25 protein-coding genes, 1 tRNA gene and 1 pseudogene are annotated in these 22,316 nt (G+C 59.5%); 9 read left to right on the top strand and 18 right to left on the bottom strand.

The annotated features are described in order from the left end of the window. Positions 1-31: 31 nt before the first annotated feature. Positions 32-484, top strand: coding sequence for a DUF4174 domain-containing protein (locus MF268_RS18620; RefSeq protein ID WP_238372370.1), 453 nt, complete (start codon positions 32-34; stop codon positions 482-484). Between the two features lie 65 nt (positions 485-549). On the opposite strand, the gene rplT is transcribed toward MF268_RS18620, so the two are convergent. The 4 genes from rplT to pyk form a co-directional block, all read right to left on the bottom strand. Next, positions 550-915: a 50S ribosomal protein L20 gene (gene rplT / locus MF268_RS18615; protein ID WP_238372369.1), complete on the bottom strand. Its 366-nt coding sequence runs from the start codon at positions 913-915 to the stop codon at positions 550-552. A 15-nt stretch (positions 916-930) separates the two neighbouring features. Further along, positions 931-1,131, bottom strand: a complete 201-nt coding sequence (rpmI, locus tag MF268_RS18610) for a 50S ribosomal protein L35 (RefSeq protein ID WP_238372368.1) — start codon at positions 1,129-1,131, stop codon at positions 931-933. Between the two features lie 130 nt (positions 1,132-1,261). Continuing rightward, positions 1,262-1,507, bottom strand: a complete 246-nt coding sequence (locus MF268_RS18605) for a hypothetical protein (RefSeq protein ID WP_238372367.1) — start codon at positions 1,505-1,507, stop codon at positions 1,262-1,264. Between the two features lie 3 nt (positions 1,508-1,510). Next, complete coding sequence (gene pyk, locus MF268_RS18600; protein ID WP_238372366.1) at positions 1,511-2,956, bottom strand: pyruvate kinase; 1,446 nt, start codon at positions 2,954-2,956, stop codon at positions 1,511-1,513. A 116-nt stretch (positions 2,957-3,072) separates the two neighbouring features. Here pyk and MF268_RS18595 point away from each other — a divergent pair, with 116 nt between their 5' ends. Further along, positions 3,073-3,588 (top strand): N-formylglutamate amidohydrolase, encoded by a 516-nt coding sequence (locus MF268_RS18595; RefSeq protein ID WP_238372365.1) that lies wholly within the window; start codon positions 3,073-3,075, stop codon positions 3,586-3,588. 236 nt (positions 3,589-3,824) lie between these two features. Next, positions 3,825-4,139 (top strand): DUF1244 domain-containing protein, encoded by a 315-nt coding sequence (locus tag MF268_RS18590; RefSeq protein ID WP_238372364.1) that lies wholly within the window; start codon positions 3,825-3,827, stop codon positions 4,137-4,139. A gap of 36 nt (positions 4,140-4,175) precedes the next feature. Here MF268_RS18590 and MF268_RS18585 read toward each other — a convergent pair whose 3' ends face one another. The 4 genes from MF268_RS18585 to dgcN all read right to left on the bottom strand — a co-directional run bounded on the left by MF268_RS18585 (position 4,176) and on the right by dgcN (position 8,179). Then, positions 4,176-5,120, bottom strand: a complete 945-nt coding sequence (locus MF268_RS18585) for an alpha/beta fold hydrolase (protein ID WP_238372363.1) — start codon at positions 5,118-5,120, stop codon at positions 4,176-4,178. Positions 5,121-5,259: 139 nt separating this feature from the next. Next, positions 5,260-6,123 carry a D-amino-acid transaminase gene (locus MF268_RS18580; protein WP_238372362.1) on the bottom strand — a complete coding sequence of 288 codons (864 nt, stop codon included), beginning with the start codon at positions 6,121-6,123 and terminating at the stop codon, positions 5,260-5,262. Between the two features lie 10 nt (positions 6,124-6,133). Beyond that, positions 6,134-7,099, bottom strand: coding sequence for an N-acetyl-D-Glu racemase DgcA (dgcA, locus tag MF268_RS18575; RefSeq protein ID WP_238372361.1), 966 nt, complete (start codon positions 7,097-7,099; stop codon positions 6,134-6,136). Positions 7,100-7,177: 78 nt separating this feature from the next. Next, the gene (dgcN, locus tag MF268_RS18570; RefSeq protein WP_238372360.1) at positions 7,178-8,179 is read right to left on the bottom strand and encodes an N-acetyltransferase DgcN; all 1,002 of its coding nucleotides are present in this window, start codon (positions 8,177-8,179) and stop codon (positions 7,178-7,180) included. A gap of 383 nt (positions 8,180-8,562) precedes the next feature. On the opposite strand from dgcN, the gene MF268_RS18565 reads away from it, so the two are divergent. Continuing rightward, positions 8,563-9,519 (top strand): L-malyl-CoA/beta-methylmalyl-CoA lyase, encoded by a 957-nt coding sequence (locus tag MF268_RS18565; protein WP_238372359.1) that lies wholly within the window; start codon positions 8,563-8,565, stop codon positions 9,517-9,519. A 73-nt stretch (positions 9,520-9,592) separates the two neighbouring features. Here the strand turns inward: MF268_RS18565 and MF268_RS25500 are convergent. Both MF268_RS25500 and MF268_RS18560 read right to left on the bottom strand, forming a co-directional pair. After that, positions 9,593-9,736, bottom strand: a pseudogene (locus tag MF268_RS25500) (GyrI-like domain-containing protein); the annotation flags it as partial. A gap of 280 nt (positions 9,737-10,016) precedes the next feature. Then, positions 10,017-10,202: a hypothetical protein gene (locus tag MF268_RS18560; protein ID WP_238372358.1), complete on the bottom strand. Its 186-nt coding sequence runs from the start codon at positions 10,200-10,202 to the stop codon at positions 10,017-10,019. Between the two features lie 119 nt (positions 10,203-10,321). On the opposite strand from MF268_RS18560, the gene MF268_RS18555 reads away from it, so the two are divergent. Beyond that, entirely contained in the window at positions 10,322-11,284 is a 963-nt protein-coding gene (locus MF268_RS18555; RefSeq protein ID WP_238372357.1) for an acetyl-CoA carboxylase carboxyltransferase subunit alpha, read from the top strand. Positions 11,285-11,398: 114 nt separating this feature from the next. On the opposite strand, the gene MF268_RS18550 is transcribed toward MF268_RS18555, so the two are convergent. The 6 genes from MF268_RS18550 to MF268_RS18525 all read right to left on the bottom strand — a co-directional run bounded on the left by MF268_RS18550 (position 11,399) and on the right by MF268_RS18525 (position 16,430). Further along, positions 11,399-12,220: an ABC transporter permease gene (locus MF268_RS18550; protein WP_238372356.1), complete on the bottom strand. Its 822-nt coding sequence runs from the start codon at positions 12,218-12,220 to the stop codon at positions 11,399-11,401. Further along, entirely contained in the window at positions 12,213-12,980 is a 768-nt protein-coding gene (locus tag MF268_RS18545; RefSeq protein ID WP_238372355.1) for an ABC transporter ATP-binding protein, read from the bottom strand. Before MF268_RS18545 ends, MF268_RS18550 begins: the two co-directional genes overlap by 8 nt. Positions 12,981-13,022: 42 nt before the next feature. Beyond that, positions 13,023-14,036, bottom strand: a complete 1,014-nt coding sequence (locus MF268_RS18540; protein ID WP_238372354.1) for an ABC transporter substrate-binding protein — start codon at positions 14,034-14,036, stop codon at positions 13,023-13,025. Between the two features lie 114 nt (positions 14,037-14,150). Next, positions 14,151-14,939 (bottom strand): transporter, encoded by a 789-nt coding sequence (locus MF268_RS18535; protein ID WP_238372353.1) that lies wholly within the window; start codon positions 14,937-14,939, stop codon positions 14,151-14,153. Between the two features lie 116 nt (positions 14,940-15,055). Next, positions 15,056-15,700, bottom strand: coding sequence for a GntR family transcriptional regulator (locus MF268_RS18530; RefSeq protein WP_088632410.1), 645 nt, complete (start codon positions 15,698-15,700; stop codon positions 15,056-15,058). A gap of 37 nt (positions 15,701-15,737) precedes the next feature. Then, positions 15,738-16,430: a M48 family metallopeptidase gene (locus MF268_RS18525; RefSeq protein ID WP_238372352.1), complete on the bottom strand. Its 693-nt coding sequence runs from the start codon at positions 16,428-16,430 to the stop codon at positions 15,738-15,740. A gap of 102 nt (positions 16,431-16,532) precedes the next feature. Here MF268_RS18525 and MF268_RS18520 point away from each other — a divergent pair, with 102 nt between their 5' ends. Both MF268_RS18520 and MF268_RS18515 read left to right on the top strand, forming a co-directional pair. Then, positions 16,533-16,856 (top strand): TIGR02300 family protein, encoded by a 324-nt coding sequence (locus MF268_RS18520; protein ID WP_238372351.1) that lies wholly within the window; start codon positions 16,533-16,535, stop codon positions 16,854-16,856. A gap of 75 nt (positions 16,857-16,931) precedes the next feature. Continuing rightward, positions 16,932-17,007 (top strand) — tRNA-Ala (locus MF268_RS18515). Positions 17,008-17,203: 196 nt separating this feature from the next. On the opposite strand, the gene MF268_RS18510 is transcribed toward MF268_RS18515, so the two are convergent. After that, on the bottom strand, positions 17,204-18,217 hold the full coding sequence (locus MF268_RS18510) for an AraC family transcriptional regulator (RefSeq protein ID WP_238372350.1): 1,014 nt from the start codon (positions 18,215-18,217) through the stop codon (positions 17,204-17,206). A 110-nt stretch (positions 18,218-18,327) separates the two neighbouring features. Between MF268_RS18510 and MF268_RS18505 the strand changes: the two genes are divergently transcribed. Continuing rightward, complete coding sequence (locus MF268_RS18505) at positions 18,328-20,091, top strand: acyl-CoA dehydrogenase family protein (RefSeq protein ID WP_238372349.1); 1,764 nt, start codon at positions 18,328-18,330, stop codon at positions 20,089-20,091. A 21-nt stretch (positions 20,092-20,112) separates the two neighbouring features. Then, the gene (dmdD, locus tag MF268_RS18500; protein WP_238372348.1) at positions 20,113-20,922 is read left to right on the top strand and encodes a methylthioacryloyl-CoA hydratase; all 810 of its coding nucleotides are present in this window, start codon (positions 20,113-20,115) and stop codon (positions 20,920-20,922) included. Between the two features lie 568 nt (positions 20,923-21,490). Here dmdD and MF268_RS18495 read toward each other — a convergent pair. After that, the gene (locus MF268_RS18495; protein ID WP_273545079.1) at positions 21,491-22,258 is read right to left on the bottom strand and encodes a choice-of-anchor D domain-containing protein; all 768 of its coding nucleotides are present in this window, start codon (positions 22,256-22,258) and stop codon (positions 21,491-21,493) included. Positions 22,259-22,316 lie beyond the last annotated feature (58 nt).

Genomic DNA, 22,316 nt, shown 5'->3' with positions numbered 1-22,316 from the left:
TAGTGTTAATTAACCGAAGAGGAGCAGAAAGATGACAACACGCATTAGCAAGTTTTCCAGAATCGGTGCCGCCTCCCTTTTCGGGATGGCCGCGATCTCTGCCGGGACAGACGCCGGCACCAGTGACGCCGATCTGTTTCGTCAGCTTCCCTCAGAAGCCCGCGATCTGAAAGACATGCAATGGAAGCATCGGCCGGTTCTGCTATTTGCGCCGTCAGAGGATAGTGCGGATTATACCAAGCAAATGGCGTTGTTCCGACAAGCCGAAGCGGCCCTTGCCGAGCGCGACATGGTTGTGTTGAGCGACGTGGAGCCGCAGACGCCCAGCCCGATCCGTCAGGCCTTTTCGCCCGGTGGGTTCAAGCTGGTATTGGTGGGCAAGGACGGAGGCGTCAAGCTTGAGAAAGACATGGTGTTGTCGCCAGAAGAGCTTTTCGCGGTGATCGACCGGATGCCCATGCGGCAACGCGAAATGTCAGAGTGAACTCCAGCCAAAAAGCAAAAGGCCGCCCCGAAGGACGGCCTTTTCTGTTCCTGTCGAAACCCGTATCAGGCTGCGAGAGCGCCTTTGGCTTGTGCGACAATAGCACCGAACGCTTCGGGCTCATGCACCGCCAGATCGGCCAGAACCTTGCGGTCAACTTCGATACCAGCCAGCGTCAGGCCGTTGATAAAGCGGCTGTAGGTCAGCGCTTCGTCATGGCTGCGGACGGCTGCGTTGATCCGCTGGATCCACAGGGCGCGGAAGTTGCGCTTGCGCTGCTTGCGGTCGCGGGTTGCGTACTGGTTGGCCTTGTCGACGGCCTGCGATGCAACCTTGAAGGTGTTCTTGCGACGACCATAATAGCCTTTTGCGGCTTTGATGATCTTCTTGTGACGAGCGTGGGTTACGGTACCACCTTTAACGCGTGACATGTGATCAGACTCCTATCAGCGGTCGTAGGGCATATAGCCCTTGACGATTTTGGCATCCGGTGCGCTCAGCGTGGTGACACCACGAGCATCGCGAATGAACTTCTTGGTGCGTTTGATCATGCCGTGACGCTTGCCGGCCTGTCCGGCGAGGACCTTGCCGGTCGCCGTCACTTTGAAGCGCTTTTTGGCGCTTGCCTTGGTCTTCATCTTGGGCATTTCCGTCTCCTTTATTCGGGTCGGTCGTTAACGCGACTCGGCATGCCACTCTGGCCGGTCGCGCGTGTAGAGGCGCCGTTTACGAAAAGAGGGGTTTGGTTGCAAGAGACAATTTGCGTAGAAAAAGGCGCTAGTGGCCGAAAAACCGGATGCGGCCCAGCACGTCATAGATCGCCAAGGGAATTTCCGAAAGAGCATAACCGCCGGGTTTGACCTGAAACGCCCAGAGGACCAGAAGGCCCCCGGTCACCACCACCACAGCCGAGACCCGCGGCGGGCGGCTGTCACTATAGACCGAAACCATCGCCGGGATCGAGAGCCAAGCGAGAAAAAGGCCGAGAGCAAGCAGAAGGTTCGGATCGCCGGTTATTGCCATGGATCATCCCGGATCGGTGTTGAAGATCAGCTTTTCGTCGCAGGGCGCCACGCGCAGAATATTGGTGGTGCCCGGCACGTTGAATGGCACTCCGGCGGTGACGACGATCTGATCAGATTCGGTTGCAAATCCACCGGCCCGCGCGGCGCGGGCAGCACTTACCACGGCCATCTTGAAGCGGTTCAGCTCGCCTACCATAACGCAGGTACAGCCCCAGCTCAACGCCAGACGCCGCGCCGTCCCGCGCTGGGATGTCAGCGCGATGATCGGAACGCCGGGACGTTCCCGCGCGGTAAGCAGAGCGGTGGTGCCAGACTGGGTAAAGCAGCAAATCGCCTTGATATCGGTGGTTTCCGCGATTTCGCGGGCGGCAGCGACGATGCCGTCCGCGACGCCCGAGGCGCGCCCGCCCCGTGATGCGGCGATGATCTGCATGTAATTCGGATCGGCCTCGACCTCGATCGCGACGTTGTTCATCGTCGTGACGGCCTCGATCGGATAGGAACCGGCGGCGGATTCAGCCGAGAGCATGATCGCATCCGAGCCTTCGTAGATCGCTGTCGCCACGTCCGAGACCTCGGCCCGGGTGGGCATCGGGCTTTCGATCATCGATTCCAGCATCTGCGTGGCCACGATGACCGGCTTGGCGGCGGCACGGCATTTCCGGGTCAGGCGTTTCTGGATCGGCGGCACCGCGTGGACGGGCAATTCCACGCCCAGATCGCCGCGAGCGACCATGATCCCGTCGGAGGCCGCAAGGATCGCATCGAAGTTATCGACCGCAGACGGTTTTTCGATCTTGGAAAGGATCGCGGCACGGCCCTGCGCCAGCTCCCGCGCCTCTTCGACATCGCGGGGACGCTGCACGAAGGACAGGGCCAGCCAGTCGACGCCCAGCGAGCAGGCGAATTCCAGATCGTCACGATCCTTTTCCGACAGAGCCGCGACTGGCAGTACCACGTCGGGCACATTCACGCCCTTCCGGTTCGAGATCACACCGCCCGCTTCGACCACGCAGTTTGCGAAATCCTCGCCGCAATCCGTTACGCGCAGGCGGATCTTGCCGTCGTTGACCAGCAGGTGCGCGCCTTCTTCGAGGGCCGCGAAAATCTCGGGATGGGGCAGTCGGACACGGGTTGCGTCGCCTTCTGCAGGGTCGAGATCGAGCCGGAATTCCGCGTCCTGTTCTAGCATCTCCTCGCCATTGGCAAAAGTGCCAACCCGCAGTTTCGGCCCCTGAAGGTCGGCCAGGATGGCAATCGGACTTTCGAGATCCTTTTCGACCTGTCGTATGATCTTGTGTCTTTCGCGGATATCATCCTGTGTGCCGTGGCTCATGTTGAGGCGAAAAACATCGGCACCGGCCTCGTGCAGGGCACGGATCATCTCGTAAGTGTCGGATGCCGGTCCGAGTGTGGCGACGATCTTGACGTTTCTTGAGCGTTTCATTTTTCGGCTCTCCCTTGATCGCTGCCCGTTATCGCAAACATAGTTGAAATCCTTATGACCCAATTCCCCTCGTGGAACAACTGGCGTAAGCCTTCGATAAAAATCAGCACAGGCATATGACATATTTTCCGTTTTCCATCCAAGGCGAAACCCGTCCCGGGTGGTGGCTTGTGACCTCTGATCGTACCCGCAACACCGTACCATCAGGTGTGAAACCAAAGCCAACTTGGCCTGCCGCAGGAAGACATCAACGACATATTGCCTATGACATAGGCGCCCGTGGCCTTTCCCTGCACGTTGCGCGGTTGCTGAACGCCCCGGTGATCGCATCGAGTTATTCCCGCCTCGTGACCGATCCCAATCGCGGCGAGGATGCTCCGACATTGTTAATGAAAGTTTACGACGGCACGATCATCCGGGCCAATCGTCACGCGGACGGGACGGAGCAGGAAAGGCGGCTGGACGCCCATGATCGCCCCTATAACCAAGCGCTGGCGCAGTTCGTGGCGCGGCCGGGGCACGGCGATCCTGTCTGCCCGCAACCAGCGGCTTGCCAATCCGCTATCTCAGCGATCTGCCGGGTGATAGCATCGACAGGCATGCCACGCTGCCAACGCTACCCGGCGTGGTAGTCGAGCTGCGAAACGACCTGATTGCGGGGGAAGAGGCGCAGTCCGGTTGGCGGAACGACTGGCACCGCGGCTGAAGCGGGCTATGACTGATGTCACCGGCGTGTCTGCGGGCCAGGTCTGACCGGGGCGCTGCCCCGGACCCCGAAGTATTTTCGGCAAGAGGAAAAACAGCTGTGGCACCGGGGTGACATGAATAACGTCACGCCCTAGATCGGTTAGGTGAAATGGAGGGTGAGATGGACAAGCAGACCGAACTCGAACTGGAAGCAGCGGCGTTCCGGCGTCTCAGGCAACATCTGATGCAGGATCGCACCGATGTACAGAACATCGACCTGATGAACCTCGCCGGGTTCTGCCGGAACTGCCTCAGCCGGTGGTACCAGGAAGCCGCGAATGAACGCGGCATCGACATGGGCAAGGAAGAGGCGCGCGAGATCTTTTATGGGATGACGATGGACGAGTGGAAAAGTCAGCATCAGACCGAAGCTGGTGCCGAAAAGAAGGCCGCTTTTGAAACCGCCTTCGAAGAGAATGTGACGCGGAAAGTCTGATACGGGATAGCTGGCTTTTCTGAACGACGTCGTTCTTCAGGCTGTCCGCGCCCAGATCCGGCGAATGAAATCGGCGCAGTCCTCGGGGGCCGTAAGGGGCAGCATATGCCCGCGATCAGGAAGGAATTCGCAGGTCAACCCGTAGCGTTCCATGCTGCGCCCCTGTGTTTCAGGATCGAGCAGCGCATCTGCGGCGCCATAGAGAACGCCGCCGGGAACGGTCAGTTCACCGTAGCGCGCGACCTGCACAGGAAGTGCTTTCTCGAGGGCAACCAGATCGCCCGAGGCGGTGACGAAGGCGCCGGGACGCAGGCCCAGAGCCGCACCTCCCCGGGTCAGGAAGTTATCGACCGGCGGTTCCGGCGAGAAGACATGCGCCAGAACTTTCTCGGCGCCGGCCCGTGCGAGGGGTGTCGCGACGGTCGAGGCCACAAGGCGGCGGGCGCGGGGGCTGCGCAGCTCAAGCCCTTTGAACACCGGGTCCACCGCGTCCTGAACATGCGTCAGGGGGGCGATCAAGGCGATGGCTCTTGTCTTCTCCGGCCGGTCCAGTGCCATCGCAAGTGTGACCGCCCCGCCAAGGGAGTGACCCGCAATCATCGGATTCTTGACGCCTTTCGCATCAAGGAATTCCCCAATCATGCGGGCCTGAACAGATAGCGCCGCATCTTCGTCGCGGTCTCGGTGCGAGTAGCCACAACCCGGGCGATCCACCACGTAAACGTAGAAGTCCCGGGCCAGCATCCTGGCCATCGCATAAGTGAAATGCTGAAGCTGCCCGGATATCCCGTGGATCAGAACCAGCGGCGGTGCGCCCGACTCTCCCATTTCGACGAAATGAATGGCACCGCCGTTTACGGGCTGAATCTCTCCGGCCTGCGGAACCATCGCGGACGCCGCCGTCGCAATATTCTGGGTCCAGAGGTAGAGGCCCAGTAGGAGTGCGATCAGCAAGAGCAGTGGTGCTATCACGAATGTCATGTCACGCGGGTTTCCGATCTGTCACACAGCGACGGCCAAGAGCCAGCCCCCGAATGACTGTCTGCCCTGAAACCGTTCCTGCTGCCAACCGGTTTCGGCCTGCGCAGGCGATTGCTCCCTGCGCAGACGCCATTTTCGCTTAGATCGCGACCTTGCGGCTCTCGTCGAGGTAGATTTCACGCAGCCGGGGGGCGACCTTGCCCGGCACACCGTCGCCGATGACCGTGCCGTCGATTTCAACGACTGGCATTACGAAGCTGCTGGCCGACGTAATGAACGCCTCGTCTGCGGCGCGGGCCTCTTCGATGGTGAAGCTGCGCTCTTCGACTTCCATCTGGGCTTCGCGTGCGAAACGCAATACGGCGGCACGGGTGATGCCATGCAGGATATCGTTGGAAAGCGCGCGGGTGATGATCCGGTTATCCTTGACGATATAGGCATTGTTCGACGTGCCTTCGGTCACGAAACCGTCCTCGATCATCCAGGCGTCGTCGGCACCGGCCTTCTTGGCCATCATCTTGCCCATCGACGGATACAGCAGCTGCACCGTCTTGATGTCACGCCGTCCCCAGCGGATATCCTCGATCGAGATGACTTTCATGCCCTTTTTCGCCGCCGGACTGTCGGCAAGCCCGGGTTTGTTCTGGGTAAAGAGGACGATGGTCGGCGCGGTCGTTTCCGGATCCGGGAAAACGAAATCACGGTCACCCGGCGCGCCACGGGTGATCTGAAGGTAGACGAGCCCTTCGTCGATACCGTTCCGGCTCACCAACTCACGGTGGATCTCGAGCAGTTCTTCCTTGGTGGTGGGGTTGACCATGTCCAGTTGGGAAAGTGACCGTTCAAGCCGGACAGCGTGACCGTCAAAATCGATCAGCTTGCCTCCCAGAACGCTGGTCACCTCGTACACACCGTCGGCCATGAGAAAACCGCGGTCGAAGATCGAAACCTTGGCGTCTTCTTCGGGCAGATAGTCACCATTCATGTATACTGTTCGGGTCATCCCTGTCTCCTTATCCCCAGAGCGCCGCACTGGGCGGGTGCACTCCGGCCGTGTCAAATGTCAGAGGCGTGTCGCGGTCCTTGGCCAGCAGAAGCGGGCCGTCGAGATCGGTCACAACAGCGCCCTGCGCGACCAGCACGGCAGGCGCCATGGCCAGCGACGAGCCGACCATACAGCCCACCATCACCTTGTAACCCTCGGCCAGCGCGGCCTCGCGCAGCGCCAGCGCCTCGGTCAGCCCGCCGGTCTTGTCGAGCTTGATGTTCACAACATCGTACTTGCCTTTCAGGCCGGGCAGGCTCGCGCGGTCATGGCAGCTCTCATCGGCGCAGACCGGCACCGGACGCTGCATGCCGATCAGTGCGTCGTCCTCACCGGCCGGCAAGGGCTGCTCCACCAGTTCGACCCCAAGCCGCGTCAGATGCGGCGCCAGATCCGAATAGACCTCGGCGCTCCAGCCCTCGTTCGCGTCCACGATGATCCGTGACGCTGGGGCTCCTGCGCGCACCGCCTCAAGGCGGGGCATGTCATCCGGTGTACCAAGTTTGATCTTCAGCAAGGGGCGCATCGCGTTCTTCGCGGCCTGCGCCATCATATCCTCGGGCGTGCCGAGCGACAGGGTATACGCCGTGATTTCCGGACCCGGTACAGGCAACCCCGCCAGTTCCCAAGCCCGCTTGCCCGACCGCTTGCATTCCAGATCCCAAAGCGCGCAATCCACCGCGTTGCGGGCGGCCCCCGCGGGCAAAAGCTCCATCAGCGCGTCCCGGGTCACATCCGTCGGCAGTGATCGGATCTCCGCCTCGACAGACTCCAGCGTCTCGTCATAACGCGCGTAAGGCACACATTCGCCGCGACCGACAAAACCGCCATCCTCGAGATTTACAGTCAGAACCTGAGCCTCCGTGCGGGACCCCCGCGAGATGGTAAACACCTGCGCCAGCTTGAATACATCGCGAGTCACATCGATTTTCATGGGCGCCCCGTCCTTCTTTGGGTCAAAAATATCCCCGCCGGAGGCTCCCGGCGGGTCAACTTGTTCATTTGTCAGCGATTAAAGCGCAGCCAGCGCCTCGGCAAGCCGGTCCGCGTTCTGACGATAGGGATCGACAGTCGGAAGACCCATGTCCGCTTCAACCTTCGCAAGATAGGCCTCGGCCTCTTCATCACTCAGGTGTTGCGTATTGATCGAGATCCCTACCACTTCACAGGCAGGGTTGGCAACACGGGCCAGCGGCAGCGCGGTATCGCGCAGCGCTTCAAGCGTCGGCAGCTTGTAGCCCGGCAGACCGCGCATATGCTCTCGGGTCGGCTCGTGGCACAGGATCAGCGCGTCCGGCTGACCGCCATGCACCAGCGCCATCGTCACACCGGAATAAGACACATGGAACAGGCTGCCCTGGCCTTCGATGATATCCCAGTGATCGTCGTCGTTGTCGGGCGTCAGGTATTCAATCGACCCGGCCATGAAATCGGCGATCACCGCGTCCAGCGGCACACCGCCGCCGGTGATGAGGATGCCGGTCTGGCCGGTCGCGCGGAACGTGCTCTTCTTGCCCATCTTGCGCAGGGATTCATCCAGCGCCAGCGCCGTGTACATCTTGCCGACGCTACAGTCGGTGCCAACGGCCAGAACCCGTTTACCGCTGCGCTTCTCGCCGTTCGCGATCGGATATTGCACCGTCGGGATCCGTACGTCGTGCAGGGTCCGGCCACATGCCTTTGCAACGGCCGCAAGGTCTTCTTCATTGCGCAGGAGGTTATGCAGACCCGAGGCCAGGTCAAACCCTTCTTCCAGCGCCTCGACCAGCACCTTTTTCCATGCCTGCGAGATGATACCGCCCCGGTTGGCCACGCCGATGACCAGAGTCTTGGCACCCGCGGCCTTGGCTGCAGCCAGATCCATGTCCGGCAGCTTCATATCGGCCTTGCACCCTTCCATCCGGAACTGGCCAACCGCGTTTTCCGGTCTCCAGTCCTTGATGCCCTGGGCGACCTTTGCAGAAAGCGGATCCGGCGCGTCGCCGAGAAAAAGAAGGTATGGGGTCTCGATCATTGCGGGTACTCCTTTGATTCGCCCGGACCATAAAAGAAGACGCGATCCAGTCGCTTGCATAAATCGGCGCAAGAAGCCACCAACTCGCAAGATTATTCGAAAAACTTGCACAAGCGCCGCAAATTAATGCAGCTTGGCCTCACACATCGGCAAGAGATGGCTGGCCCCTGAGAATATGCGCCCGCCTCGCTGCCTTCCCTCAGGTCCCTGCCCACGGCTAGCCGGAATTTCGCGGAAAACAACTGCCAAGGCTCAAGATGCCGTGTAACGCCTGTGAGGAACTGCTTGAAACGCTGCATTGCAGAAACATGTTGCGAACGTCCGGGTAATTTTATAACCCGATCACCAGACAATCGAAAACTTTATTTCGCCAAGGAGTCTCCATGTCCTTCCGCCTCCAGCCTACACCGCCGGCCCGACTGAACCGTTGCCAGCTTTTCGGACCGGGTTCGAACACGAAACTGCCGCCAAAGATGGCAGCAAGCGATGCGGATGTCATCAACCTCGATCTCGAGGATTCCGTTTCTCCGATTGACAAGGATCAGGCCCGCAAGAACATCATCGAAGCCATCAGCGATATCGACTGGGGCAACAAGACGCTGTCGGTGCGCATCAACTCTCTCGACACGCCTTACTGGTATCGGGACGTAGTGGACCTCCTCGAGCAGGCGGGCGACCGTCTCGACATGCTGATGATCCCCAAGGTCGGCTGCGCCGAGGATATCTATGCGGTCGACGCACTGGCCACAGCGGTCGAACGCGCCAAGGGCCGTACAAAACCGGTCAAATTCGAAGTGATCATCGAAAGCGCGGCAGGCATCGCTCACGTAGAGGAAATCGCCGCCGCTTCCCCCCGGCTCGAAGCGATGAGCCTTGGCGCCGCCGATTTCGCCGCATCGATGGGCATGCAGACCACCGGCATCGGCGGCACGCAGGAAGATTACTACATGCTTCAGGAAGGCCAGAAATACTGGTCCGATCCGTGGCACTGGGCGCAGGCCGCCATCGTTGCCGCCTGTCGGACACACGGCTTGCTGCCTGTCGACGGCCCCTTTGGAGATTTCTCGGACGACGAAGGTTTCCGCGCACAGGCGCGCCGCTCCGCAACGCTCGGCATGGTCGGGAAATGGGCTATCCACCCCAAGCAGGTGGCGCTGGCCAACGAAGTCTTCACCCCCGGAGAGGAAAAGGTCGCAGAGGCACGTGAGATCCTTGCCGCGATGGAGGAAGCCACGCGCACGGGCGCCGGTGCGACGGTCTACAAAGGCCGGCTCGTGGACATTGCATCGATTAAACAGGCCGAAGTCATCGTCAAGCAGTCCGAGTTGATCGCGGGCTAAGCAAGACCGCCGGTCACCCTTGTTCTTCGGGAGGTGACCGGCCGGAAATCCAGGATGCAGGGTCCAGAGGCATTTAGATTTCCGTTACCATCTTCTCCGGCGCGGTATCGGTCGGCGTATTAAGATATCTCTGCAAACAGCCGGGATCCGCCGCATCACGACCCCTGCTGGTCAGCCAATCGCCAACAAAGTAGTCATAAGCCTTTTGTACGCCGTAGAACGGCCCTGAAAGGTAAGCGCCGCATTTTCACCGCCCGACGACTCCACCTTTTTGAAAGGCTCGGTCACATTGAAACGCTCAGAAATGACGGCACCTGCATAGGATGGCAGTTCCTCGCCTGGCATGCTTCCGCGCGTTCTCGTAAAAGTCACCGACCAATTCTCTCCTCTGAGCAGCTGGCGACGCGCGGCAAGCGTCTCGAACGCCCTCGCGGTCGCGGAACATATCCGGCGTGACGCCCATTCTTTCGCGAAACGACCGAGAAAAACCGGTCTGATCAGATTACCCGCATCTCGCTGCTATCTCTGTCAAAGAGGCCTCTTAGAACACCAGGATGGCCGAGGCCCAAGGCGCCCGGATGCGCCGAGGCATCCAACAGCGCACCAAGTGACAGATCGCGGTCGGGATTTTGGTAACTATAGTTCACCACGCCGATCAGCTGGTTTTCATATGCCTGGGCCACCTAGGTCCCCGCTGCTTCATCCTTGCAGGCTGGCACGAAGTTCATTTGCAAATCTTGCCGAGTTGCAATCTCCTCGCCCAAGGACATATACGATGCGGGAAACAAGGATGAGCCAAGGCATGACACAGTATCTGGATTTCGAAAAGCCGCTTGCCGAGATCGAAGGCAAAGCCGAGGAGCTGCGCGCCCTCGGACGGGCAAACGAAGAGATGGATGTCGCCTCCGAAGCCGCGGCACTGGATGCCAAGGCCGAAACCATGCTCACCGATCTCTACAAGAACCTGACGCCCTGGCGCAAATGCCAGGTCGCGCGCCACCCGGAACGGCCCCATTGCCGTGACTATATCGATGCGCTTTTTACAGAATTCACCCCGCTCGCGGGCGACCGCAATTTTGCCGACGATCTTGCCGTAATGGGCGGTCTCGCCCGGCTGGACGGCACCCCGGTCATGGTAATCGGTCACGAAAAAGGCTCGGACACCAAGAGCCGCATCGAACGCAATTTCGGCATGGCCCGCCCAGAAGGCTACCGCAAGGCGATCCGCCTGATGCAGATGGCTGGCCGGTTCAACCTGCCCGTCATCACCCTCATCGACACCACAGGAGCCTACCCTGGCAAGGGCGCCGAAGAACGCGGCCAGTCCGAGGCCATTGCGCGCTCCACAGAAACCTGCCTGCAAATTCCGGTACCGCTGATCAGCGTCATCATCGGCGAAGGTGGATCAGGCGGTGCCGTAGCTTTCGCAACAGCCAACCGTGTGGCCATGCTCGAACATTCCATATACTCGGTCATCAGCCCCGAAGGCTGCGCGTCGATCCTCTGGAAGGACTCCGAAAAGATGCGCGAAGCCGCCGAAGCCCTGCACCTCACGGCACAGGATCTCAAGACACTGGCCGTCATCGACGAAATCATCCCCGAACCTAGCGGCGGTGCCCATCGCGGTAAATCCGCCGCCATGGAAAGCGTCGGCAAGTCGATCAAGGCGATGCTCAAGGAACTCGGCAAGAAGAAAGGCGCCGATCTGGTCGCCGATCGCCGCCAGAAATTCCTCAAAATGGGGTCCAAGGGCCTCGCCGCCTGACAGGCGAGGCAGCCCCCCCCCCTGACCTTACCTGCTTCTTTGGGTCAAAAATATCCCGGGGAATCCGCGCCTGCGCGGATGGGGCAGAGCCCCTCCCCGGTCACCATCCACATATCAGGCACGCCAGCGGAGCAGGCGTCTTTCGATCAGCCCGATGCCGGAACTCGTAAGAACGCCAAGCGCGGAGAGTATGACCACCCCGGCAAAAAGCTTTTCAAGATCGTAAAGCGATCCGGCCTGAAGGATATATGCGCCGATACCGTATTCCGCGCCAAGCATCTCTGCCGCGACAAGCAGGATGATACCGATGGCCAGCGACACCCGCAGCCCTGACAGAATACCGGGAAGCGCACCGGGTACGACGATCTTTCGCACAATGCTCCACCAGGTAAGCCCGAAACTCTGACCCATCCGGATCAGCGTCCGGTCGACGTTATCCACCGCCCCGTAGGTCGAAACCACAGTCGGCGTGAACGTCCCGAGCGCGATCAGGGCGTATTTGCTCGCCTCGTCGATGCCGAACCAGATCACGAATAGCGGCAGCAGCGCGATCTTCGGGATCGGAAACAGGGCCGCGACAAGCGGCACCAGCCCGGCACGCGCGTAGCTGAACAATCCGATCAGCACGCCGACCGCCACACCGAGACTGACACCCAGAAGACTGCCGACGACAAGCCGGGTCAGCGAAGGCTGCATATGCACCCAGAGCTGACCGCTCTCGGCCAGAGCCCATAGCGTCTGTCCCACATCTGACGGACGTGGCAGGGTCAGATTGCCGATCCACCCGGCCCGCGTGCCCCATTCGATGACAAGCAGCAGGGCAACGAACACCACAAAACCGATACCACGCTTAGCGACGGGGCGAAAACCACCCCCCCGGAATGCCACCTTGCGCGTGGGAACCTGCCCCGACCGGGCCAGTGTCGCATCAGACATCTAGCAACTCCTGATCAGCCGCCATCGCTTCCTGCTTCATCAGCGACCAGAGATGCGCCTGCACCTCGTCAAGCCGGGCATGACCGTGATGGCGCTCTTCCAGCGGCAGATCGATTTCGATGATTTCGCGGACCTTGCCGGGACGGCGCGACAGTACGGCAATCCGATGCCCAAGCCGCACAGCTTCGGCGAGGTTGTGCGTCACATAAACCCCGGAAAACGGCTGCCGCGTCCAGAGGGCGAGCAGATCGTCCATCAGCAACTCGCGCGTCTGAGCGTCCAGCGCCGAGAGCGGTTCGTCAAGCAGCATGACGGCCGGTTTCACCGCCAGCGCGCGCGCAATGGCCACCCGCTGCTTCATGCCGCCGGAAAGCTGCCTTGGCAGAGCCTTGCGAAAATCACTCAGCTTGGTACGTGCCAGTACATCCTCGATGATCTCGTCGGCTTGACGGCCGCGAATGCCGTGATCTTCCAACACGAGAGAGATATTGCCACCGACACTGCGCCAAGGCAGGAGCGCAAAATCCTGAAATACATAGGTGAGCGGGTTCAGGCAGCCTTCTGGCGGTTCTCCCAGCTGAAGGACCTGACCGAAATCTGGCCGCTCTAACCCGCCGATCAGGCGCAGCAGCGTAGACTTGCCGCAGCCCGAAGGGCCGATGATACAGAGGATCTCTCCGGCCGGAATGGAAAGAGAGATGTCCTCCAACACCGGCAAGCCGGCATAGTGATGCGTAATCTGTTCGAGAGCTAGTTTCATGGCAGGATGGGGCAGGCCACAAATGGCCCGCCCGGTCAAGCCCTAGATCATTTCCACATAGCTGGAATCGACAAGCGTCTCGGTAGAAATGCCGTCCTTAATCAGACCTTCGGATTTGAACCAGTCCACCTGATCCGTGACCGACCCCATATTCAGTGCCGCATTCGCGTTGATCCGCATCGCGCCGTTGATGATCGACTTGCTGGCCTTTTCGTAAGGATCGTCCGCGTACACATACTTGTGAATCAGCTTCACCATGTCTTCCATGCCAGCCTCGTCGGTGGTCTTGTCCACCAGCGCGGCGTTGAAATCCGCCGCCCCTTTTGAGAACGCACGCAGGAATGCTTCGGTCTTTGCGCGTTCGTTCTCAGCATTCTCTGCCGAGGTGAATACCGTCGTCACCTGATAATTGGGCAGGTAATCCGCGACCATGCCGATATGCTTGACCGCGCCGCCACCAACAAGCGCCTTGCCGATATGCGGCACGATGGTCCATGCATCGACCTGTCCGGACTTCATCGCGCCGATGATCGCACCGACCTTTTGCAGCGGCTTATAGGACATTTCGGCGTTTTCGGCCTGGGCAATCTTGGCGCCCATGTAATGGAAGGACGACCCCGCCTGCGTTACGGCAAAGCTCTTGCCATCCAGCTTGGCCGGTGCGGTCAGACCGGCATCATAAGCTGCGTTCGAGGCAAGTATCATCTGGCCATCGATCCCCTGCTCTTCGCTGAGCGCACCGCCGATCACCTTGGCCGCGCCTTTTTCGGCAAGGCTGATCAACCCGCCGGTGATCGAGGTCACGCCGAAATCCGCGTCACCCGAGGCAATCGCAACGGCCATCGGCTGCGCCGCCTGGAAAAAGCGGAAATCGACATCCAAACCTTCTTCGCTGAAGTACCCGCGCTCAAAGGCGACAAAGCTGGCCGCGTGGCTGGTAAAGCGCAGCGCACCAACGGTCATCTTCGTGTTGGCCAGTGCAGGCGTCCCAAGCATCGGCAGCGTCGCGGCACCGCCCATCAATCCAAGCGCACCGCGCCGAGTGAAATTCGTCATGAGTCTTCCTCCCAAAGTCGCTTTGCCCTCGAAATGAAGGCAGATATTCCGGCGCGACCCTAATTCGCGACGTCGAGAGGTGCAATTGCAATAGAGTCAGGGGAAGGTGTTGACCTATCTCGGGAAAAGGAAGCTTACGATGATCCGCGCGCCCCAGTCATCCGGCCCGTTCGCGGTCGTATCCGCCCAATAGCGGACCCCGCCGCCGATGCTGACAAGGTTCGATCCTATTTTGGTTACCTTGGTTGCCGTGAAGTTGATCGGCACACCGCTGTCATCCGTCACCCAATCGTAAGTGGCTTCGGAGTTAACGGTGAAGGTCCAGGCATTTGGTGTGGAATAGCTTAGAAAGGGCTGGAAAAAGGTCGAATCGATCTCGGTATCGCCATCTACGTCCCAGAGATGGTTTGCCAAGGCCCCTATCGTCCAAGGACCCGCCTGCTTTAGCACGACGCCGGTGATACCGGCCGCGAACTCGTCCGCGCTGAGATTGTCAGCGCCTGTCGGCAGCAAGAAAGCAGGACCGACCCCCCAGATCAGACCGCCGGCAGTGGGTGCCTTTGGCGAGAAAAAGAAGCTTTGAGTTATGTCGCCAAGGCCGGATTGGGAGGTGCCGGGAATAACATCCTTTTGATCGATAAACGGGATGATAGTACGCGAGATCAGGTTCCAGTTCTCACCGATGGAAATGGGTATCACCGGCTGGAAATTGACGAAGCTACGAGAGCCATCGCCATTCGGACCATACCCTTCGTCATAGTTGTACTGGTAGGGAACACTGATCAGCGCAGCGACCGGGTTGCTCAGCTGTTTCGCAAGATCCTGCGCGTCCTGCGCTGCGGCAGGTCCGATAGAAAGCAGCGTAGAAACGGTGACGACTTTCAGGGAATCCGGACAATTCATTGCGCGCCTCCAAATAAATAAAATCAACCCTAGGTAGATTTAGCCACAAGTTGCCCTCGCGCGATAGCCCTTTGTTAGTAATTTCTTATCAGTTTCGCTTGGCCTGGCGAACGGGTTCAGGTTGTCAGCAGACGCAACCCCTGCGTTACATCCGAGCGTACCGCGAGGCGAAGCCCCGGTTCGTCACCGGACTTGAGCGCCGCGATGATAAGCTTGTGGTAATGCGGGGGATCGGTACGTTTCAGGCGACCGTAAAGCGCCCGCATTGTCGGGCCCAGCTGCAGCCAGACTGTTTCCGCGATTGCCAACATCGCCGGGGCCTGTGCCCTCAGATAGAGGGTGCGATGAAATTCGAGATTGGTGCGGATGTATCCGACCGCATCACGGTTCACCACCACCTCGCCAATCGTGTGGTTGATGGATTGCAGCCGGTCGATCAGAGCCATATGCGCTCTTGGCAGGGCCCGGCTCGCCAGTTCGACCTCGAGCAAAGCCCGAAGGGCGGCGAGTTCCTCGATCCGTTCGTTGCTGAGTTCCGGCGTGGACACCCGCCCCGAGCTTGAAAGAAACAGAGCGCCCTCAGCCACCAGTCGGCGAACGGCTTCACGCGCGGGGGTCATCGAGACATCGTATTCCCGGCCGATACCCCGCAGGGTCAGAGAGGCGCCGGGCGCGATTTCCCCATGCATGATACGTGTGCGCAATGCACGGTAAACGCGTTCATGCGCTGCGGGAAAGGCTTCGGTCAGACGCGGGTTCATCATGTCATCCGGTTTGTGATCACAGTTCTGTCACAAGTCAACCATCCGAATCGAAGCGATAGCGATGCAGCTTGTTCCCCTCGCTCCGCAGCCATGCCCGGGGTGCGGCATAGGGTCCGTACAGATTTTCAACCACGGACCAGAAAGCCGGAGAATGGTTCATCTCTGCGAGATGAGCCACTTCATGCGCGGCGACGTAATTGAGAACTTCGGCAGGCGCGAGAACCAGCCGCCAAGAGAACATGAGATTACCCTCCGAGGTGCAGGAGCCCCAACGCGACCGTGTATCGCGCAGAACCAGCCGCGCATATGGCCGCCCCAACCGCGTCGAGTACACGTCACATGCCGCCGCAAGACGATCGCGCGCCCGAACTTTCAGCCAAGCCTGCAATCTCGGCCCGACCGGCCCTTCTGGCACGCCAAGTGTCTCATCTTGCAAAACAATCCGACGCCCTTTGATGTGCAGGATTTCCCGGGGGATTCCGTCTACGGGGAGCGCAACGCGCGGCCCGACGCTCACGTCTTCTTCGCGCCGGTCGAGATGTCCGAGAATCCAGTCCTGCTTTTGCCGCGCAAAATCGAGCGCTTCGGATTCCGGCGTGCCATTGGGCAGGGTCAGCGTCACACGACCGTCGAGCTGCGATATGCGCAACGTTATCCGCCTTGCCCGTGCGGAACGCCGCATCACGATTGGCACGCTCGGAACGCCCGGAAGATGATGTTTGCCCAAGATGGACCCCCGAATATGTTCAAAGGCTTTGACAGTACCTACGTCATATGGCAAGCGACCGGAATCGTCGATATGACCAGATGCAATTTCAAGGGGACGCCAATGCCCAAGGAAGAATGGGGTACAAAGCGCGTTTGCCCGACAACGGGTAAACGGTTTTACGACCTGAACCAGAATCCGATCGTCAGCCCGTATACGGGCGAGGTGGTCGAAGTAGACAATGCCAAGGCGCGCATGATCGCCGCCGACGCCGAAGATGCCGCGACAGCAAAGTCGAAAAAAGCAATGGAGAACGATGACGAAGTCGTTCTGGACGATGATGATGTTGACGTGGATCTCGGCGACGATCTTCTTGAAGATGAAGACGACGACGATGATGTTTCGCTCGACGAAATCGCGGACGTCGCCAGCGACGACGACGATTGAAGAAAACCTGCGCTTGGGCGGAACTTTTCGCTTGAACCCGCCCAAGCTTGCGCCTATTCAGCGGCGCACACAATCGGGGCCTTAGCTCAGCTGGGAGAGCGCCTGCATGGCATGCAGGAGGTCAGGGGTTCGATCCCCCTAGGCTCCACCATATTTCCAGTCCCAAGAAAACAGTGGTTGGCGGACCTTAGCCGCGTGTGCGAATTGGAGTGAGTGATTTCAGCCAATGCCGACGCCCTGAAGGCAAAAAACAACCCGACAATGTTGGTTAGTATGACACCAGAGCCTTCGCTTGGACTGCCGTATTGCAGAAGTGGCAGAGGCATTGGATCAGATCATCCGTGAATTTACAAACGGTATGAGCCGGGCGTCCGGTTGGTCCATTTGTGAAAGGCTCGGTGGAAGTTCGACGGTGCAGAAAAACCGGTGTCAAAGGCGATCTGTTCGATGCTGTCCGTTCCTTGCTGAAGCGCTCGGATAGCGATGTCACGGCGCAGAGCGTCCTTTATGGATTGAAAGGATGTCCCTTCCTCTTTCAAGCGGCGATTTAGCGTCCGGGGCGTGATTTTCAGTGCTTGAGCCGCGTCCGGAAGTTGGCAGCTCTGCCATGTCTCTCCGTAGAGAAAGGCGCGGACGCGGAGGCTGTTCGTATGGGCGCGTGAGCCGGTGAAAATCCAGTCACGTGGCGCACGTTCGAGGAAGACGGATGCTTCGGCGGGGCTGCGAGTGACCGGACGGTCGAATTGGCTTGGATCGAATATTATGCTGGTATGCTGTGCGTCGAACGCGACCGGACAGGGAAAGACAACCGCGTAATCTGCGGCGAAATCCGGACGGGAAAAGGCAAAGCGAACCTCATGCACCGGCGTTTCCGCCCCGCCCAGCCAAGACAGAAGCCCATGCGCCAATTTGAGGATCAGCATGTGACCAAATCGCTGGGGCTCGGCGTGCGGGGAGTAAGGAATCAATGCCAGCTCCACCTGCTTTGAGTTGCTCCGCAAATCCAGGCGAAAATCATCCAGTAACAGATTCCAGAACGTCGAGAACCGAAACAGTGCTGAGAGCATGCTGCTCGCCTCACGCTGTACGGTCAGGAGGTGCTGCAATGCGCGTGATCGGATCGGGCGGCTCCAGAGCCCCATCATTTCATCGCCGGTGGCTGGCGCGGCCTGCTGATACAGAGTGGCGATTTCTTCGAGCGTGATGCGCTGTGTCGGCGCCATTGGACTGGTCTGCAGTCCAGAACTTTCCAACAGGGAGGTCATCTCCACCGACGTGCAACGGGACCGCAGAGCATCGAGCCAGTCCTCGATGAAACCCGCTGAAACGGTCGTCAGGGAGATTGGGTCATGATTGGTCATAAAGGGTTTTTTGTCGTGATCGGATATAAATTTGGCAAAAAATGAACTTATTGGCAAGTTACGGAAGTAGTAGGAGGCAAGAAGCCATAGTTTCTGTCGGAGAACCCGTCATGTCCTATCAACCGCCCCTGCAAGATCTGATGTTCTGTGTTGAACACCTGTCCCACTGGGACAACGTGTCATCGCTCGAGGCGTATTCGGATTGTGCGCTGTCGGATATTGATGCCGTGCTTCAGGGTTATGCCCGGTTTTGCGCCGAGGAGGTCGCACCATTGTCCCGGATCGGCGACACAGTGGCGACCCGGTTTGACAAAGGCCGGGTGACCATGCCCGAGGGCAACGCGCGGGCCTATGACCGGTTTGTAGAAATGGGATGGCAGGCGCTTACCCATCCGGGCGAATATGGCGGCACAGGGCTGCCGCGTGCCGTTGGCGCAGCAGCTGTCGAGATGTTGAACGCCGCTGACATGAGCTTTGGTCTCTGCCCACTGCTGACCGACGGGGCGATTGAGGCGCTGCTGCTGACCGGCTCAGAGGAACAGAAAGCCACCTATCTCGGGCCGCTGATCGAAGGGCGCTGGTCCGGCACAATGAACCTGACCGAACCGCAGGCGGGCAGCGATCTGGGCCGGGTGGCGACAAAGGCGATGCGGCGCGCAGACGGCACTTATAGCGTCACCGGTACCAAGATTTATATCACCTATGGTGCCCATGACCTGACAGAGAACATCATCCACCTGGTGCTGGCGCGCACACCGGATGCGCCTGACGGACCCAGGGGGTTGAGCCTGTTCATCGTGCCACAGAAACACGTGGAACCGGACGGAACCCTTGGCATTGCGAACTCAGTCAACTGTGTGAGCATCGAACATAAGCTGGGTGTGCGCGCGAGTCCGACCGCCGTGCTGAACTACGACGATGCCACAGGTTTCCTGATCGGTGAGGAAAACCGCGGCCTCGAATACATGTTCATCATGATGAACGCCGCGCGGTTTTCGGTAGGCGTGCAGGGCGTTGCGATGTCCGAGCGGGCCTACCAGCGGGCGCTGGCCTATGCGCGCGACCGGGTCCAAAGCCGTCCGGTGAATGGCCAAAGCAAGGACGCCGTCCCGATTATCGACCACCCGGACGTCCGCCGTATGCTCCTGCGGATGCGCAGCCTGACCGAAGGCGGACGGGCGATGGCGGCGGCAACTGCGGGTTTGCTCGATATCGCGCATCACAAAGGTGATCCGGAAATGGTATCGCTCGCCGAATTCATGGTCCCACTGATTAAGGGCTTTTGCACCGAACGTGCGGTCGAGGTCGCGTCGCTGGGCGTGCAAATCCACGGCGGCATGGGTTTTATCGAAGAGACCGGCGCCGCGCAGCACTACCGCGACGCCCGCATTCTCCCGATATACGAGGGCACAACGGCCATTCAGGCCAACGATCTTTTGGGACGCAAGGTGATGCGCGACGGGGGCGAAACCGCCCGTCGGTTCGCGGCACTCATTGCGGAGACCGAAGCGCAGCTTGCGGGCGGTGATGCATCGGCGCAGGCGATCGGCACAGGCCTCGCGCAGGCGCGCGGTGCATTTGAGGCCGTGCTGAATTGGCTTCTGGAGAACAGCCGCAAAGATATCGACGCGGCATTCGCGGGCTCTGTCCCCTTCCTTATGCTGACCGGCACATTGGCGGCGGGGTGGAAACTCGCCGAAGGCGCCCTGGCGGCGCAGTCCGCGCGCGAGGCCGGGCAGGACGCCGCGTTCATGACCCGGAAAATCGACACAGCCCTTTTCTATGCCCAGCACGTTCTGCCCGAATGTGCCACCGAGCAAGTACGCATCCAGCACGGCTCTCAAAGCCTGTTGGACGCCGCTTTCGCCGATTAATCCCTTGAAAGGACCCGACCCATGAATGACGTCGTGAACCCCGAAACCTACGAAAGACTCTCGATTTCCGCGCGCGACAACGGTCTCTATGTCGTGTCGCTGAACCGCCCGGAAAAACGCAACGCTCTGGATGTGGTCACGATCGAGGAACTGATCCGCTTCTTCAGCGGGGCGCGGATAGCGGGCGTAAAGGCCGTTTTGCTGGCAGGCGACGGTGATCACTTCTGCGCCGGTCTTGATCTGGTCGAACATTGGAAAGCAGACCGCAGCCCAGATGACTTCATGCATGTCTGCCTGCGCTGGCATGAAGCCTTCAACAAGATGGAATATGGCGGCGTTCCGATTATTGCCGCGCTACAGGGTGCGGTTGTCGGCGGCGGTCTGGAACTGGCCAGCGCCGCCCATGTGCGCGTGATCGACCCTGGCACCTATTTCGCCCTGCCAGAGGGCCAGCGCGGGATTTTCACCGGAGGCGGCGCGACGATCCGGGTGTCCGACATGATCGGCAAGTATCGCATGATCGACATGATTCTGACCGGCCGCGTGTATCAAGGGCAAGAGGCCGTCGATCTGGGGCTGGCGCAATACATCACCGAAGACGGCGGCAGCTTTGCAAAGGCGATGGAACTCGCCGACAAAGTGGCGCAGAATCTGCCCCTGACGAACTTTGCGATTTGTTCGGCAGTCAGCCATATGAACAACATGTCCGGTATGGACGCCGCCTATGCCGAGGCCTTCGTGGGTGGTATCGTCAACACCCAGCCCGCCGCACGCGAACGGCTTGAGGCCTTCGCCAACAAAACTGCCGCCCGTGTGCGGCCCAACAGTTAAGCCAAGCGGACCCGGGTCGGGATCACATTTCGAGGACAGCTGCAAACCATGTGCTTTTATCACCCCCGTCCTGCTTGCGCGGCGCGGAAAGCCTGCCCGGAGCGCGCAAGCAACGATTTGTGGCGACATACGGCGCTGCTCGTGGAACGAGGCCTAGTGCCTTTTTTGCCAAAAATACTTCGGCATGCTCGGCCGCACGGTTCCGACGTTTAATACCACCCACCCGTAAGGGTCTTTTGGCATCCGCGAATCGCACTGCAATAGAAGTTCTGAACCACCTCGCGATTCTTCATATCAAGACCACCTGATTTTACGTGAGCGGCAAACGATTGTTTCGACGGATCGGAACACATTATTAATCCACGCAGAGCGAGATCATGTCAGGGCCGGAAGCGCAGCGCGTGCCTCTGTGTGGAAACTGCCATTCGAATTTTACTGCCTGTGAAAAACTGACACTTGCGAAGATTCCAGCACAGGACTGGCTCGAACACACGGATTTCAGACTCAGCTTCGGAAGCAATACTGATGTCAAATTCAAACAAGTGGACAGGTTTGCAATTGCTCGATTTCAAGTTCGACGCGATCTTTGCTGAACGCCGAAAAGTCCAAGTAGTCCTAAGGCAAGTAGCGTTATCGAGGCAGGTAGGGGTACTTGCGAGGGGTTGGGTGGCACGGTCCCCGTCCCTCCAGTGAAGTTCAATGTCCGTGTTTTGCCATCGATTGCAAAACTTGTCGTTCCGAAAATCACGCCTTCGATGGTCGGCATAAATGCATACTGGAACTGGCAGGACTCGCCTGGGGCGAAAGTCTTTCCGGCACAGTTCTGAGAACCAGGGAAATTACCGCCCGGAACAGCACCGCCTGCAAAGTTGGGCGAAAGAGTTGCACTGCTGACATTAGTGATGGTGACGAATTGGGGAGCCGACATCTGGCCGATCAAGGTCTCATTGAAATTAAAGCTGAGCGGCGTCACAAGGAACGGGTCTATCCCGTTGCCCTGGAAATTCAGCGTGTAGGCAGCGCCGTCGATTGCGAAATTGGTCGTTCCTGAAACCGATCCCTCTCCTCCCGGTACAAACTGGTAAATGAACTGGCAGGACTCGCCCGGCGCGAAAGTCTTTCCGGCGCAGTTCTGCGAACCGGGAAAGTTGCCACCCGGAACCGCGCCCCCTGCGAAATTCGGCGATTGTACGTCGCCGCTGACATTCGTGATCGTCACGCTCTGGGCAGGCGAGGTCGCGCCAACATGCATGTCGCCAAAATTGAAGGACCGCGCTGTAACAAGAAACGGGTCTGCATCTGTGGTCCCCCCGATTCCAGTGAACGAGAGTGACATCGCCTCGCCGTCGATTGCAAAGTTAGTAGCGCCCGTAATCGGGCCTTCTGTTTGCGGC

The organism is Heliomarina baculiformis (genome assembly GCF_019966545.1).
GTDB classification, from domain to species: Bacteria; Pseudomonadota; Alphaproteobacteria; order Rhodobacterales; family Rhodobacteraceae; genus Heliomarina; species Heliomarina baculiformis.
Note: the sequence above shows the minus strand (reverse complement) of the source record. Positions and strands in the feature narration are given on the sequence as shown.